This window comes from Pseudoalteromonas haloplanktis ATCC 14393 (assembly GCF_000238355.1).
In the GTDB taxonomy this organism is placed as follows: Bacteria; Pseudomonadota; Gammaproteobacteria; order Enterobacterales; family Alteromonadaceae; genus Pseudoalteromonas; species Pseudoalteromonas haloplanktis.
Genome location: NZ_AHCA01000002.1, coordinates 154065 through 169576, shown reverse-complemented (window position 1 = coordinate 169576; position 15512 = coordinate 154065). Strand labels below are relative to the sequence as shown.

Annotated in this window: 13 protein-coding genes; 5 read left to right on the top strand and 8 right to left on the bottom strand. The window is 41.7% G+C overall.

Annotated features, from left to right (window positions below; translation table 11 throughout):
• Positions 1 to 58 precede the first annotated feature (58 nt).
• The 3 genes from PHAL_RS0104950 to PHAL_RS0104940 all read right to left on the bottom strand — a co-directional run bounded on the left by PHAL_RS0104950 (position 59) and on the right by PHAL_RS0104940 (position 5170).
• The gene (locus tag PHAL_RS0104950) at positions 59 to 670 is read right to left on the bottom strand and encodes a hypothetical protein (RefSeq protein ID WP_016707318.1); all 612 of its coding nucleotides are present in this window, start codon (positions 668 to 670) and stop codon (positions 59 to 61) included.
• Positions 671 to 779: 109 nt separating this feature from the next.
• Positions 780 to 3953 carry an efflux RND transporter permease subunit gene (locus PHAL_RS0104945; RefSeq protein WP_016707317.1) on the bottom strand — a complete coding sequence of 1058 codons (3174 nt, stop codon included), beginning with the start codon at positions 3951 to 3953 and terminating at the stop codon, positions 780 to 782.
• A gap of 14 nt (positions 3954 to 3967) precedes the next feature.
• On the bottom strand, positions 3968 to 5170 hold the full coding sequence (locus PHAL_RS0104940; protein WP_016707316.1) for an efflux RND transporter periplasmic adaptor subunit: 1203 nt from the start codon (positions 5168 to 5170) through the stop codon (positions 3968 to 3970).
• Between the two features lie 229 nt (positions 5171 to 5399).
• Here PHAL_RS0104940 and PHAL_RS0104935 point away from each other — a divergent pair, with 229 nt between their 5' ends.
• Positions 5400 to 6002 carry a TetR/AcrR family transcriptional regulator gene (locus PHAL_RS0104935; protein ID WP_016707315.1) on the top strand — a complete coding sequence of 201 codons (603 nt, stop codon included), beginning with the start codon at positions 5400 to 5402 and terminating at the stop codon, positions 6000 to 6002.
• Positions 6003 to 6084: 82 nt separating this feature from the next.
• On the opposite strand, the gene PHAL_RS0104930 is transcribed toward PHAL_RS0104935, so the two are convergent.
• Together PHAL_RS0104930 and PHAL_RS0104925 are read right to left on the bottom strand one after the other, a co-directional pair.
• Entirely contained in the window at positions 6085 to 6774 is a 690-nt protein-coding gene (locus tag PHAL_RS0104930) for a haloacid dehalogenase type II (RefSeq protein WP_036980543.1), read from the bottom strand.
• Between the two features lie 74 nt (positions 6775 to 6848).
• Complete coding sequence (locus PHAL_RS0104925; protein WP_016707313.1) at positions 6849 to 7496, bottom strand: peroxiredoxin-like family protein; 648 nt, start codon at positions 7494 to 7496, stop codon at positions 6849 to 6851.
• Between the two features lie 113 nt (positions 7497 to 7609).
• Between PHAL_RS0104925 and PHAL_RS0104920 the strand changes: the two genes are divergently transcribed.
• The 4 genes from PHAL_RS0104920 to PHAL_RS0104905 all read left to right on the top strand — a co-directional run bounded on the left by PHAL_RS0104920 (position 7610) and on the right by PHAL_RS0104905 (position 13288).
• Complete coding sequence (locus PHAL_RS0104920) at positions 7610 to 8500, top strand: LysR family transcriptional regulator (RefSeq protein WP_016707312.1); 891 nt, start codon at positions 7610 to 7612, stop codon at positions 8498 to 8500.
• A gap of 130 nt (positions 8501 to 8630) precedes the next feature.
• Positions 8631 to 9188, top strand: a complete 558-nt coding sequence (locus PHAL_RS0104915) for an RNA polymerase sigma factor (RefSeq protein ID WP_016707311.1) — start codon at positions 8631 to 8633, stop codon at positions 9186 to 9188.
• Complete coding sequence (locus tag PHAL_RS0104910) at positions 9185 to 10261, top strand: FecR family protein (RefSeq protein ID WP_016707310.1); 1077 nt, start codon at positions 9185 to 9187, stop codon at positions 10259 to 10261. Before PHAL_RS0104915 ends, PHAL_RS0104910 begins: the two co-directional genes overlap by 4 nt.
• A 30-nt stretch (positions 10262 to 10291) precedes the next feature.
• A complete protein-coding gene (locus PHAL_RS0104905; protein ID WP_016707309.1) occupies positions 10292 to 13288 on the top strand; it encodes a TonB-dependent receptor plug domain-containing protein in 2997 nt (998 codons plus the stop codon).
• Positions 13289 to 13344: 56 nt separating this feature from the next.
• On the opposite strand, the gene PHAL_RS0104900 is transcribed toward PHAL_RS0104905, so the two are convergent.
• The 3 genes from PHAL_RS0104900 to PHAL_RS0104890 form a co-directional block, all read right to left on the bottom strand.
• The gene (locus PHAL_RS0104900) at positions 13345 to 13740 is read right to left on the bottom strand and encodes an ExbD/TolR family protein (RefSeq protein ID WP_016707308.1); all 396 of its coding nucleotides are present in this window, start codon (positions 13738 to 13740) and stop codon (positions 13345 to 13347) included.
• 215 nt (positions 13741 to 13955) lie between these two features.
• The gene (locus PHAL_RS0104895; RefSeq protein ID WP_016707307.1) at positions 13956 to 14399 is read right to left on the bottom strand and encodes a ferritin-like domain-containing protein; all 444 of its coding nucleotides are present in this window, start codon (positions 14397 to 14399) and stop codon (positions 13956 to 13958) included.
• 173 nt (positions 14400 to 14572) lie between these two features.
• The gene (locus tag PHAL_RS0104890) at positions 14573 to 15511 is read right to left on the bottom strand and encodes a LysR family transcriptional regulator (RefSeq protein WP_016707306.1); all 939 of its coding nucleotides are present in this window, start codon (positions 15509 to 15511) and stop codon (positions 14573 to 14575) included.
• Position 15512 lies beyond the last annotated feature (1 nt).

Genomic DNA, 15512 nt, shown 5'->3' with positions numbered 1-15512 from the left:
CAAAGGTGTGGCTAGTTTAGCATTTCAGTCGCATATGTCAGCTTTTTCGTCGCTATTGTTACTCAGTTGGTGGTTTATTATCAAAGTTATTGCTTTCTTGCTGTTGACGCTTTTTAAGTTGTCTGGTTTGTGCATGTAAACTGGCACGGACAACAAGCTCTTGATCGCTATCGCGAATAGCTTTAAACAGAAGTGTGTATTGGTAATGTTCATCGTCAATTTGATTAACAGCGACGACCTCAGTGTAGCAATAGATTGCTGAGGCTTCGTGTTGTAAAAACAGTTTCGTACGAAATGCTTGGCCAATAGAATACGCCTTGGTGTCGGTGAATTTAACGCCACCACCGCCATAACTATCGCAATACATAGCATTATCTTCAGGCTGCTCTGAAGCTAAAATATGACTCATTATTAAGTCAATTTTGCGTGATTGCGCCTGCAAAAATACGGCCAGTTCTTGTGCCACATCCCCTAAATTACGCAGTGGTCTAAGAGAGCTTTGTTCAAGTTCACTGACTTCATTGGCAAGTTTAAATAAGGGGGGAATATCTGCTTCTAGTTGCGCTAATGTAGCAGGAACTTTGTCATCATTAACAGCAAACAAGTTCACACGATTACTTTCATCTATTTGAAAGTACTGCTCAAACTCGGTTAATTTTTCACTGTTCATAATTAAGCTCCTCAACGTAATAACCTAATAGTAGCGCTGACGAGATTAAATTGCTAGTTATCAAATAGCCAAAAGAAAGGGCAAACTACTGTTTGCCCTTATATTTTTGTTAAACGTTACCTTCTTGAGTATCAACATGCTCTCGTTTATGGTGAGCTGCGATTTCATCCGCTAAATCAGTACGTGAGCGCTGCTCTGTTAATTTGCGCTCGGTTAACCAATAGAAGAACAGCGGCACAAAGAACACGGCTAGGAATGTTGCGGCCATCATGCCGCCCATAACCCCAGTACCGACACTGTGACGAGCACCAGCACCGGCGCCAGAACTGATAACCAAAGGAACTACGCCTAAAATAAACGCTAACGAGGTCATAATAATAGGTCTAAAACGTAGACGAGCAGCTTCAAGTGCAGCAGCGCTTGCGCTCCAACCTTGTTGATGTTTCATCAAGGCGTATTCAACAATCAGAATTGCGTTCTTACTGGCTAAGCCAAGTAGGGTAACCAAACCGATTTGGAAGTAGACATCATTGGTCATACCAACTAACCAAATTGAAACCAATGCACCAAAGGTACCAAATGGCAAAGCTAACATGACAGATAATGGTAATGACCAACGCTCATACAGTGCTGCAAGAATTAAAAACACCATGATCACTGCTAGGCCTAAGGCGATACCTGTGGTGCCTGAGCTGCGTTTTTCTTGGTACGCAGAGCCGGTCCAGTCGTAGGTCATATCCGGTGGTAAGACGGCTTTTGCAATACGTTCAACTTCTGCAATTGCTTGACCAGAGCTGTAACCCGGTGCTGCATTACCCAGTAATTTAACCGCGGGTAGATTGTTATAACGGTTTAGGCTTTCAGGGCCGCGGCTGTACTCTATATTAGTAAACGCTGACATGGGCACCATAGTCCCTTGGCTGTTTTTCACATAAATTCGGCCAATGTCATCTGGCTTCATTCTAAACTCTGCCTCTGCCGACATCAGTACTTGCCATGCACGACCAAATTTATTGAAATCATTAACATAATATGTGCCTAGAGTACCTGCTAAGGCGGTGAACGCATCGTCAATTTCAATACCCATAGCACGGGCTTGTTCGCGGTCAACATCAACTTTAAGCTGCGGCGCATTCGGTCGCCATAAGGTTTGTAAACCGCTTAAAACAGGGCTTTTTTGCGCTTCAGCCATCATCAATCCCATGGCTTGCTGTAGCTTTTCAGGGCCGCCAGCACCTTTGTTTTGAATATAAAATTCAAAACCGCCAGTATTGCCTAAACCAAAAATAGCTGGAGGGTTAAACGCTAACACCAACGCTTCATTGATATGCGCTGTTTTCATAAACAGTTCATTGACGAGGCTCTTAGTATCAACTTCGCGTTCATCCCAATGCTTTTGCGTTACGAATAAGGTTGCGGCACTATTTTTATACCCGCCACCGATAAAGTCAAAGCCAGTGAATGCCACGACATTTTCGTTGGCTGGATTTGACTGTACGGCACTAATGACTTCTGCGACTACTTTTTCTGTGCGCTCAAGGGACGAGCCATCAGGTAAGAAAATAGCTGAGATATAAAAACCTTGGTCTTCGTCGGGCACCAGTGAACCTGGGGTATTTTTCCAAAGTCCAATAGTGATTGACACCATACCAATCATCAGCAATAAGCCGAGTGCACCACGGCGAACCATAAATCCTACAGCACCGACATATTTACTGGTTATGCTGGTGAATACACGATTGAACCATAAAAAGAACTTAGCAGTTTGTTTGTGTTCTTGTTTTAAAATCAGTACACATAAAGCAGGGGTCATGGTCAGTGCGACTACGCCGGATAGACTAACGGCAATTGAGATAGTAATTGCAAACTGGCGGAATAATTCACCGGTTAATCCACCTAAAAAGGCTATTGGCACGAACACAGAGCACAGCACCAACACAATAGCCACCACTGGACCTGATACTTCTTTCATGGCTTTAATGGCGGCTTCATGGGCGCTAACATGCTCTTCATGCATGATACGTTCAACATTCTCAAGTACCACGATAGCGTCATCGACCACGATACCAATCGATAGCACCATACCAAATAAGGTTAGCGAGTTAATTGAGTAACCGAGCATATACATACCGGCGAATGTACCAAGTAATGATACTGGAACGGCAAGGGTTGGAATAAGCGTTGCGCGCCAATTTTGTAAAAACAAAAATACCACTAGAAATACCAGAACCATCGCTTCAAGTAGTGTTTTAACTACTTCGCGGATCGACACTTCTACAAAGCGGGTGGTGTCGTAAGAATTTAAATGAGCAAGACCTGCAGGGAATTGCTGAGTTACTTCTGCTAGTACGCCATTAACTTCTGCGGCTACATCAAGGGCATTGGCACCAGGTTGTAAGAAAATACCTAATAATACCGCTTCCTTGCCGTTGATGGTGCCTCTAAAGTTGTAATCTTTTGCGCCGAGTTCAACACGGGCTATATCTTTTAAACGTAAACTGCTGCCATCTAGGTTTGAGCGAATAATGATCTCTTCAAACTGTTCAGGCTCTGATAAGCGCCCTTGCGCAGTGACACTGTAAACCAGCTCTTGTGCAGATTGTGATGTTGGGGTAGCACCAATCGAGCCTGCTGCATATTGCGAGTTTTGACTGCGAATAGCGCCGGCAACTTCTTCAACAGTCACACCGAGCTGACTCATTACATCCGGACGCAACCAAATGCGCATAGCGTAATCTTTAGCACCAAAAATCTGCACGCTGGTGGTACCAGGAATGCGTTTGATGCGATCTAAAATATTCAGGGTCACATAATTAGACGTCCACAAACTGTCGCGACTATCATCTGGCGAATAAAACGCATGAACCTGCAAAAAGCTCGATGAACCTTTTTGTACAACGACACCTTGGCGGCGGGTTTCTTCTGGTAAACGTGCTTCAACTTGCTTAACACGGTTATTAACATTGACCGCTGCTTGGTCAATATCGGTGCCGATTTCAAAAGTAATTTCGATAGTCGTTGCACCTGAACTGGTTGAAGTCGATGACATATACATCATGCCTTCTACACCTGTAATGGCATTTTCTATAGGTGCTGCAACGGTTTGCTCAAGTACTTCAGCGGACGCCCCAGGATAGGCGGCCGTTACTTGCACAACAGGCGGAGCAATTTCAGGGTATTGCGCAATGGGTAAACTGCGCATGGCGGCAAGGCCCGCCAAAACAATCACAATAGAGATAACAAACGCAAAAATAGGTCTGTCGATAAAATAACGAGAAAACATAAAACTCCCTGCGCTTAGTTTGCGCTTACGTTGTGTGTTGCATTGTTAACAGCCACTGGCATACCAGGAAAGAAAATCTTTGCCATACCATCAATGATCACTTCATCACCAGCGTTTAGCCCTGACTTAATCAACCAAAAGTTCTTATCACCTTGATTGTCAGGTTTTTGGATCCATTCGCCCACTTCAACTGGTGCGGGGCGGGCAATTGTGCCGCCTTGTTCATTTTTTGCGACTACATAAACAAATTTGCCTGTGCCATTATCAAGCACTGCGCGCTGTGGTATAACGAAAGCGTTTTTACGAACCGCGCCACTTAATCTAACACGCACAAACTGCCCAGGACGTAGTTTAAAATCAGGGTTAGGGATAATAGCCTGTAGTTCACTGGTGCCGGTATTAGGGTTGATACGCACGTCAGAGAAGTTCACTTTGCCTGTTTGCTGATACAAAGAGCCATCTTGTAGTTTAATGCTGGTATGCCATTGACCTTTTTCTGGCAAGGTTAATGAGCCATTTTCGACATCTTGACGCATGTGTAACTGCTCACGCTCAGAAATACCAAAGCGTAAGCGAATAGGATCAAGTTGAGTTATCTGCGTTAATAATAGATCTGGACCTGATACATAAGTGCCTTCAGAGACAAATTCACGACCCATCACTCCCGCAACAGGTGCTTTAACTTGTGCATATTCTAAATTGAGCTGTGCTTCCTTTAGTGCCACTTTAGCGGCTGCTAACGTGGTAGTTGCAATGTCTTTGGTGGAGCTGGCGTTATCGTAATCACGTTGTGAAACTGACTTGTCGGCGCGTAGCTTTGCTAAACGTTTAACTTCACGCTCAGATTGCACCAATGACGCTTTTGCGCCGTCTAAGGCGGCTTGTGCACTCTCAACCGCGAGTTGATATGGTGCTAAATCGATAGTGAATAGTGACTGTCCTTGGTTGACGGTTTGGCCTTCATCAAAATTACGTGATTCTAATATTCCAGTAACTCTGGCACGGACTTCAACCTCTTTAGACCCTGATAAGGTCGCAGGCAGTTCAATAGTAAAAGGGGCATCTTCATAGCTTGCAATAGTGGTTGCAACAGCCGCAGGGTGCATTGCTGCTTGCTCGGCTTTAGGTGCCTCACTACAACCTTGCAGTAATAATGCGGCTGAGGTTAATAATAATACAGGTAAAGATAATTGTGATGGTGCGAAAGGCAGACGCATGATTACTCCACAGTTCCAATTGTTAAGTATGAAAGTATTAAATGTTTTCTAGGTTAGCAGCATGACACACTGATTGATTTTATGATCAACGTACATTGAGTAATGCAGAATCCATTTAGCTTAAGTAAACGCAAGTGTATACCTATTCAAGTTTAAGGTATACACTTACGTTTACTTTTTATCGGTTCGTTTATTCATGTATCATGTTTGGATAAATATTGGGGGCAGTATGGAACCAAATAATACAAAGCACAATGATGTATTGTGTGTTGCGATCGAGGAGTTTGCACATCGTGGTTTAGTCGGTACGACCATGGAGGCCATCGCCAGAAAAGCGAATGTTTCAAAGCGGACACTGTATAAGCATTATGCCAATAAACAAGCTTTATTTGATAACGTAGTGCAATTGCTATTATCACGTATTGAGCAGCTACAAAATTATCATTATCGCAGTGATGTGGCTGTGTATGATCAGTTAAAGGAGCTTGCGAGACTATCGCTTGCGTTGGGCAGTGATCAAGATTATTTAACGTTGTCGCGTATTGTGATTATTGAGTCAATGCGAGATCAACAACAAGCGGCGCGCTTAGAAGAAAAGTTTTTAGATTGTGGTAAAGGGTTACAAGGGTGGTTTGCTCAAGCACATGAGGCTGGAATTTTAAACGATATTCCCGCGGATATTGCAGCGGCATTTTTCTACGGTGGGTTAAAAAAAATGGCCTACTGGGAGCAAGTGATCCAATGGAAGCCAGCGCTTGATGAGGAAAAAATTGAACAGCTAATTGACCTAACGTCACGATTTTTTATCAGCGGTATTAAACTACAAAAATAAAAGCGACCACAACTCATCCATGAGTGGATCGCTTGGGTATTGATTTGGGTAAATCAACTTTGAACTACAACCTAAATCAGGCTTATTTGAGTAGAGCGGTTAACTCTGTTAAATCTTTCACGTTGTAGTCAGGTTTTTCTGCAAGTGGATACAGCGCTTTACCAGGGCGAGCAATAAAAGCGGCTTGTAAGCCTGCAGCTTTTGCCCCTGCAATATCCCAACCATGCGCGGCAACCATCAGTGCCTGTTCTGGTTTTACCCCTAATTTATCCAACGCCCACTGATAAGCACGTAAATCTGGTTTGTAAATTTTAATATCTTCGATGCTGTAACGTGCGTCAAAAAATGCGGTTAGGCCAGCATTTTCGAACTGTGTTTTTACACCATGGTTAGATGAATTTGTAAGGCTCACTAATTTATAACCACGATCTTTCAACGTTTGCAACGCAGCTTTTACGTCAGGGTGTGCGGGTAAACTTAATAACGGTGTAACAATGGCTGTTTTCGCTTGCTCGGCATCGAGTTTTATCTTGTTGTTTTGTGCCACCATGAGTAATGAAGCAACACCGATTTTACTAAAGTCTTGATAATCCCCAATCGCTGTACTGACGAGTGAATGATGCAGCATGGTTGAAAACCATAAAGGTAATAAATCTTCACGACCGCCCAATGCAGCACCAATCGATGTGCGCATAGACTCAAGATCAAGTAGTGTTTCGTTTACATCAAAAATAATTACTTTTGGTTTGTTTAGCTGAGATTGATCTGCCATAACGTTTGCTCCAAATAAACTGCAAGTGACTAAAATAGTAACAATCACGGTATGTATTTTTTTAATTAGCATCATTATTTATCCACCTTTAATGAGTTAAGCACATCACTTGGCTCTGCGCGTAATGTATAATCTTCATCAGCAAAAGCGTAGGTGATGATCCCGTGTTGATCTACAACATAAGTTGCAGGTAAAGGTAGTTGAAAACTATCATCGCCATTAGCTTGCGCAATATCTAAACCAAATTGCGCATAGATAGGTTTTAAGCGCTCATCGAGCGTAAACACTAAACCAAACTGTTCGGCGACTTGATTGCCCACATCTGAGAGTACATCATATTCAAGTGCATTTTTTTGTGCAGTGGTTAATGATGCATCAGGCAACTGTGGAGAAATCGCCACAAGTTTTGCTCCCAGTGCTTTAAAGTCAGGCAAGAGTGCATTGAGCGCTTTTAGCTCTAAATTACAATATGGGCACCAACCACCACGATAGAAACTGATGACGACAGGGCCTGAGGCAAGTAAGTCAGCGAATCTTGTTGTGCCACCATGTTGGTTAGTTAAACTGAAATCAGCGACAGCATCACCCACCTTTAAGGCGTTATCTTTAAGGTGGGTTGCTATTAATTGTTCTGTGGTTTGGTCCATCACAGCAAGAATATCACTGGGTACATTGGCTTTTTTTTGCTGCTCGTAGGCGGTAATTTGAGCTGTTAAGTTCATGATTGTTTCCTCTTAGGCTTGAATGTTAACCAGTATACTGTTTGGCTTATTTAAATAAACATTGTAAAACTAAAAGCTGTGTTCGAAAATGTTGAACATATTAGGAGGCCTGCATGTACAGTATTAGTGATTTAGAAACATTTATAGCGATTGTTGAAAACAAAGGGGTGTTAGCGGCAGCCAGCGCACAAGGGCTATCACCCGCAACGGTGAGCCATAGGCTGACGAAGCTAGAGCGAGAGTTATCAACTGTACTGGTGTTCAGAGATAGCCGACGAATTCGCTTATCGCCTGCGGGTGAAGTATTTTATCAACGAGTTGGCTCTATTTTAGAAGCATTACATGATGCAGAGCATAGTATTGGTGCGCGGGGATCATCGGTGAGTGGTTTACTTAGGGTCACCATGCCGCCTTGGGTGTTTTCAAAGTTTGTGATGCCTAAACTCATTGCATTTGAAGCGCAATACCCTGAGCTGACCTTAGATTTTTTGATTTCAGATAACTTTGTTAATGTTGTAGATGATGCACAAGATGTTGCTATTCGCGTGGGGAAACTTACGGACTCTGGATTGCTTTCTCGTAAAGTGGTAAGTAATCATCGTATTTTATGTGTTGCCCCAAGTTATGTAGCAAAATATGGTATGCCAACTGATCTCGCTGAATTAGCACAACATTATTGGGTATGCCTACCTTGGCAGCGACAACTAAAGTTAAGAAGTGACAATCAAACAGTCGTTAATTTTAACGCCAAAACACGTTTTACTATTTCAAACTCAGATAATATGACTCAAGCGGCCATTGCAGGGCACGGAATCGCAATTAAGTCGAAATTAGCAATTTTTGAAGAGTTAGCCAGCGGGCAGTTAATTGAAGTACTTCCAGGTGTGTTAGCTGATAACGATGCACCGGTTTGGTTTTTGAAACCGCAAAACAGTTTAACCACCCGAAAAACAGAAGTGTTTTATGATTTTATGAAATCGTTATTCAGCACACCCTTAGTTTAAAATTAATAAATAGTGTAAGTGTTTTGTGAGGGAAGCGGCGTAAATAACCACAAAATTAACAATCGCGCTTGTAATTGTCGCCAAAACTCGTACTCTTAGCGTAACAATAATAACAAAGGTACAGTCAATAATGACGCGTAAGCTTGCATTATCCACTACATTTCTAGAGTTGTCTTCGCAGTTGCGTCGGTTTGTTTCGCGTATTGTGCAACCAGATGATGTAGAAGATATCGTACAAGAAACCTTTGTTAAAAGCTATCAGGCTGATTTAAAACAAGATATTAAGTATGCTCGTAGTTACATGTTAAAAACAGCCAAGCATTTAGCGCTTAATCATATTGCAAAATGGGATAATCAACAGTGTGATTCACTAGACACGACGGATGATTACCAGCAAGCATTAAAATCAATGCAACTTGAGGATGAAGTGACCTCAAAAGAGCGCTTCTTATTATTTTGTCGCGCTACTGAGCAGCTAAGCCAGCCAGTACGAAAATGTTTTATATTAAAGAAAGTATACGGCATGAGCCAAAAAGAAATCGCAGCGCATATGAAATTAAGTGAAAGTACCGTCGAAAAGCATATTGCTAAAGGTTTGTTACAGTCGATGCATTATATGCAGCAGCATGAACAGTTGGGTGAGCAGCATAAACCTACAATTAAACCTGCCAGGAGGGTGGGAGAATGAGTAATATTCATCAGTTTTCGTCTAAAGACGCTATTCAAGCTAAAGCGAGTCGTTGGATCAGTGCCATGGATCGTGGTTTATCTGCGCAAGAACGTCAGCAATTCCAGCGCTGGGTTAAAGAAAATAAAGCCCATCAAGATGCGGTATTCGAATTAGCCCAATTGTGGGACGAATTAAGCGTGCTTAATGAGCTAAGTAGTTTATTCCCCAATAAGCATGGTATTAATAAACCTGCGCGTAAAACCACACATTTTTCGATTGCTGCCAGTATTTTTGCCGCTTTATTGATTGCTAGTTTTATGTTTATTGGTATTGAGCATTGGCCTAGTGCGCCTCATGAACAGGCAAAGTACAGCAAAATTTATCGTACTAAAGTGGGAGAGCAAGCCACGTTTGTATTACCTGACAGCACCATAGTACAACTAAATACCAATAGTTTATTGGAAGTGGCGTATACAAAGAGTCGTCGCCAGTTGATCTTAACTCGAGGCGAAGGACGTTTTAACGTTGCTAAAGATGCTGCCCGTCCTTTTACGGTGATGGCAGGGGATAAGTCATTTACAGCGTTAGGTACGGTGTTTAATGTGCAGCGTAATGCAGCATCAGATCTAGAGTTAGTGGTGACAGAAGGCAAAGTGATGATCACTGACCCTTCAGTCGCTGTTAATGCGGATGATTTCGTACAATTACAAAATGCCAGTAACGATACTGCAAAGGTTAAAAATATCAATGCAAGTATTGTCATCTCTGGTGAAAAAGCGGTCATAAAAGAAAGTATTACAAAGCCAATTACGCGTTTAACACAAGATGATGTACAGCGCGATTTAGCATGGCAACAAGGTATGTTAATTTTTAACGGTGAACCGCTTAGCGATGCATTACAAGAAGTGAGTAGGTATACCGCAACACGCTTTGAATTAGCAGATCCACGTTTAGCTTCACTAAAAGTAGCGGGTGTTTTTAAGGCTGGGGATATTGTCGGGTTGCTCGATAGTTTACGATTAAATTTAGCCATTGAACATGAACGTTTAGGTGAACACATTGTGAGCCTTAAACAGTCCGATCATGGTTAAGCTTTTTGATTAAAAGTGTCAGAAGTTATAATGGTTAAAGCAAAAAGTAATAAAATAATTAATAAAAAGATAAAATTATATAGCGGATTATTCATTCTCAACTGTTTATATAAGTTGCGCAGTAACCAAACGTATTCAATGTGTGGGTTTTTAGCGGCTGCACCGCTTGCATTAAGCTTTAATGTGAGCGCGGCGGCTGAATCACAGATGATACAATTTGACATAAAAGCGCAACGAGCAGACTTAGCACTGATTGAATTTGCTAAACAAACGGAACAAACAGTGGTTTTTTCGTTTGATTTAGCCAAACAATACCAAGCTCAATCAGTGTATGGTTATTACACTCAGTTAGAAGCGCTTAGCAATATGCTAAAACAGACTGAACTCGATGCGGTTGTTGATCAAAATGGTTTACTGAGTATAAAACTCAAACAAATCAATAGGAATGATAACAACATGAGAAAGCTTTCAGGGGTCAGTGCCGCTGTTTTACCACTTTTAATGGCAACTAACAGTCAAGTGGCAAACGCACAAGAGCAAGCAGCGCAAGAAAACATTGAAAAAATTGCTATTGTTGGTAGCCGTGTAGCAGGGCGTTCAGTTGAAGATTTACCCGTCCCCGTTGATATTTTAAGTGCCGAAGCACTGGAAAATACAGGGCAAACAGAAGTTGGTCGTATGCTGCAAGCAATTGCACCCTCTTTTAACTTTTCAAGTTCATCGATCAGTGATGGCACTGATGCACTTCGTCCTGCTACGTTACGTGGTTTAGGGCCTGATCAAACTTTAGTTCTTATCAATGGTAAGCGCCGCCATCAAGCCAGTATTATCCATATTAATACTTCGGTAGGGCGTGGCACTGCAGGTACTGATATGAATGCAATTCCAGCTGCTGCAATCAAACGTATCGAAGTGTTACGTGATGGTGCTGCTGCGCAATACGGTTCTGATGCGATTGCAGGTGTTATTAACATTGTTTTAAAAGATGCTGATGAAGGTGGAAAAGCCGCCGTTAACTATGGTCAATATTCTGAAGGAGATGGTGAAACCGTAACCGTTGATTTTAATAAAGGCTTCGCTTTAGGTGATGAGGGTTATTTAAATACGACGATTAATTACCGTGACCGTGCGCCAACTAATCGCGCGGGTTTGCATGGCTCTTGCCAATTTTATGGCTGTACAGAACTTTCTGATGGCACCTTGTTAGCGGGTGAGCCTCGTGAGTTAACAGCTCCTCGTGATACCTTTAGAATTGGTGATGCAGACTCTCAACAGTTTGCGTTAACAGTGAATACGGGTTATGAGCTTGCAGGTGGTGAGCTCTACGGTTTCATCACTTACTCTACCCGTGATAATGAATCTGCCGCATTTTTCCGTGAAAATGCTAATGGTGCTGGTAACCCGGTATTGCAAGATGGTGATGCGGTGATCCCGATGGGTTTCTTACCAAAAATTAATACCACCATTGATGATGTGTCGTACAACTTTGGCTTTAAAAAAGACTTTGATAATAGCTCAAGTCTTGATTTGTCATACACTTATGGTGAAAACAGCATCGATTACACGACCAGTGATACCATCAATGGCTCATATGCAAATTTACTGCGATACGAGCAAGGTCTAAGTGCCGATGATATTCGTGCCACTATCCCTCGCCAAGCGTATGCGTATGGCATGGAGTTATCACTGCAAACGATTAACCTTGACTTTACGCAAGATTATGATGATTTCTCGCTCGCGATGGGGGCGGAATTACGCACTGATGAATACCGTATTCTCGAAGGTAGCGAATACGCATACCGTGATTACGATACCAATAATGGTGTAAATATTTACGACGGTCTGAGCGCAGGTATTGGCAGCGAAAATGCCGCTGGTGGTACGCAAGGGTTTGGTGGCTCAGCGCCTGCGTCATCAGTGGATGAATCTCGTGATGTTATTTCATTTTATCTTGATGCTGAAACCTACATTATTGATGATGTCATTATTTCAGGTGCGCTGCGCTATGATAACTACAAGGGGTTTGGCGACACGGTAAACTTTAAGTTAGCTGGTAACTGGTCTGTGACTGATGACGTATCGTTACGTGGTGCGGTGAGTACAGGCTTTAGAGCACCTTCTATGCAGCAGTTATATTTTAATAACATAAGCACGCAATTTGTGGTTGGTCCTAATGGTGCTTTAGTGGCTGAAGAAGTTGGTACGTTTAGAAACGACAGTACGCTTGCGCAAAGTATCGGTATTCCAAAGCTTAAAGAAGAGCAATCACAAAATCTAAGTATGGGTATTGTATATAACGTGACTGATAACATTAATGTGACGTTAGATTACTATTCAATTGATATTGATGACCGCATTGTGATCAGTAATCGTTTAGGCAAAGGCTTATCAGACACCTTAGATGCTGCATTAGTAAGTTCTGGGGCAGGGGCTGGACAGTTTTTCTTAAATGGTGCCGACACTGAGACACAAGGCATTGATTTTGTAGCAACCTGGAATACTGAAGGGTTAGGCGGCACGCTAGATTTTACCTTAGCAGCTAATTTTACTGAAACCGATGTCGTGGATTTATTTACCCCACAAGGCAGTGGTCTTGAGACTATTCCTGTTGAAGATGTATTTTCTTCGCAAGAAACCTCAATCATCGAAGAGTGGCAACCACAAGATAGAGTTAACTTAAGTGCTTTATATCGTGTAGAAGATTGGACAGTCAACTTGTCATTTAACCGCTTTGGTGAATATACAGTCGAAGACGGTGGTCGTCAAACCTACGGGGCTGAAATTCTAACAGATGTTAAAGTGAACTATTACGTTACTGATAACCTGTCATTAAATATTGGCGCTAACAACTTATTTGACGTATACCCAGATAAAAACACCATTGGTAACTCACGCGCAGGCACTATAGTGGATGCATCGGGGAATACGATAGTTAGTTCTACAGGGGTGTTTGAGTACTCACGTCGCTCTGCGCCATTTGGCTTTAATGGTGCTTACTACTATGTAGGTGCTGAATACCGATTCTAAATAACTTCTCCTACGTTATTTAACTTTTGAAGGGCCGTAAGGCCCTTTTTTTGTGTTTAATTAGAAGTCAGTGTTATTGGGAAGTTTTCATAGCTTTTGATGTTGTTCATTACAGTCATTAAGGTTTGGTGAGTGCTGTTCTCGTCCGCTGTTATTTGCACAGTAGATATATCATAGTTTGCTGCGAACATAGCGAGGTTAGTGGCGATTTGATCTAATGTGATTAAGCGTTCACCAAAATGTATAGCGTTATTTTGGTCAATACTAAAATGAGCGCTTTTCGTTAATTTATCAATATTAGGCTTATCTAATGGGCGATGTAACTCAATAGCAACGGGTTTTATAAATGATGTTGTAACTATAAAGAAAATCAATAATATGAACACGATATCAAGCATCGGGGTCATATCTACGTCGGCATTACTTTGTTGTATATGTTGTTTATTTCTCATAGTGGAACCTTATTTTTTTAATAAAATGCTGCGGCGCCACAGCACGGTAGTAGGTACCTATTAATAAGCCTAGACGATTAAATTTATGCCGTGGTTAAATAAATATTCTATTTTTATTAATTCTTTGCATTGTTTTGTTATTAAAAATTGTATGGGCATTGTTATAGGCATAAAAAAGCCCAGCATCTAGCTGGGCTTCTATTTAAGTATTGTGATTAATGCTTTTGCATACGGCTCATTTCAGTATGGCAGCTTTGCATGGTTAATAATACTTTAGCCAGCGCAGCTTCACAGTCATGTGGTTGTGGTTTTTTCATCGCTGTTTTGATTTCTGAGAGTGTTTTATCTTCCACTTCTTCAAGCTCTTTAACATATGTTTCATCGTTATCTGAGCTAAATTTAGTGATCAGCGCAGTGTAGGCTCGGCGAGCTTCAACAGCAAATGATGAGCCATCTTCACGTTCACCTTGCTCATTGATTGCATAGGGCTGTAAGTTTTCAACACTGACTTTACGGGCATCTATCATGCGTTGAAATAATGCACCAATTGCCGGATCTTTTACTTTCTCTTGGGCTTTTTCATAAAAGTCGATGCCGCTGTTCATTACTTGGATAATGTCAGTGATATGATTAACGTCTTGTCCTTGATGGGTATTCATAATTGTGACCTCTTTAAGTTTAATGAAATTCACACTAACTAAAGCAAGCCATGTTCCAGTATGAGAAATAAATATAACATCTTGTTTATTAGTGAGAAAATATTGTTTCTTGAAAGACTTTGCTTACTAGACAAAGCTCAGTAAGCAAATTTTACACAAACTTTGTAAGATGGTTATTTTAATTCTTCGGCTACTTCGGCTACTTTTTGCCGTAACCAAATATGACTTGCATCACGGTGTAATAGTGGACTCCAGATCATATCAAGCTCAAAGGGCGGAATAGGAAAAGGGGGTTCAAGTATTTTTAAACCAGCATCGTCTAAATAAATATTGGCGGCTTTTGAAGGCAGTGTAGCAACGAGATTTTGTTCTTTTGCTAAGTGAATAGCAACATGATAATTACGGGTAAAGGTTGCAATATTGCGGTGTTTGCCAAAATGGGCGAGGGCTTCATCTACCCAGCCTAGTTTCTGCACATCTTTAGGATCCATACCCACGCCGACACCAAAGCCTGTTTTACTCACCCAAATATGGCGGGCTTTTAAATAACTATCTAGGCTAAAGTTCTCGATTATCGGGTTGTCGGCTTTGACTAAGCAACAAAAGCTGTCTTTCCAGATCCGCTTATGATGAAACGATTGTGGTAAGTTTTCAAAACGGTTAATCGCCATGTCAACTTTACCATTTTCTACATCATGGAAGGTAACGTCGCTCGGCGTTAGGATATCTAAGGTGGTATCTGGCGCTTCAGCATGAAGTTTACTTAATAGTTTTGGTGCCAACGTACTGGCAGCATAATCACTGGCCATGATCCGAAACACTCGTTTACTTTGACTAGCTTCAAACTCGCGGTTAGGCGCCAGGGTTTCTTCTAGGGTCATTAATATACCCCGGATCACCGGCTGTAATTCAATTGCCCGTTCGGTAGGCACCATACCATCACTGGTACGTACTAAAATCGGATCATTAAATAAATTACGCAAACGTTTTAAACCATTGCTCATAGCTGGTTGTGTAATGCTCAGTTGATGTGCGGCGCGAGTAACATTGCATTCGCGTAATAGGGTATCGAGATAAACGAGTAAGTTTAAATCTATTTTACTGATATTCATT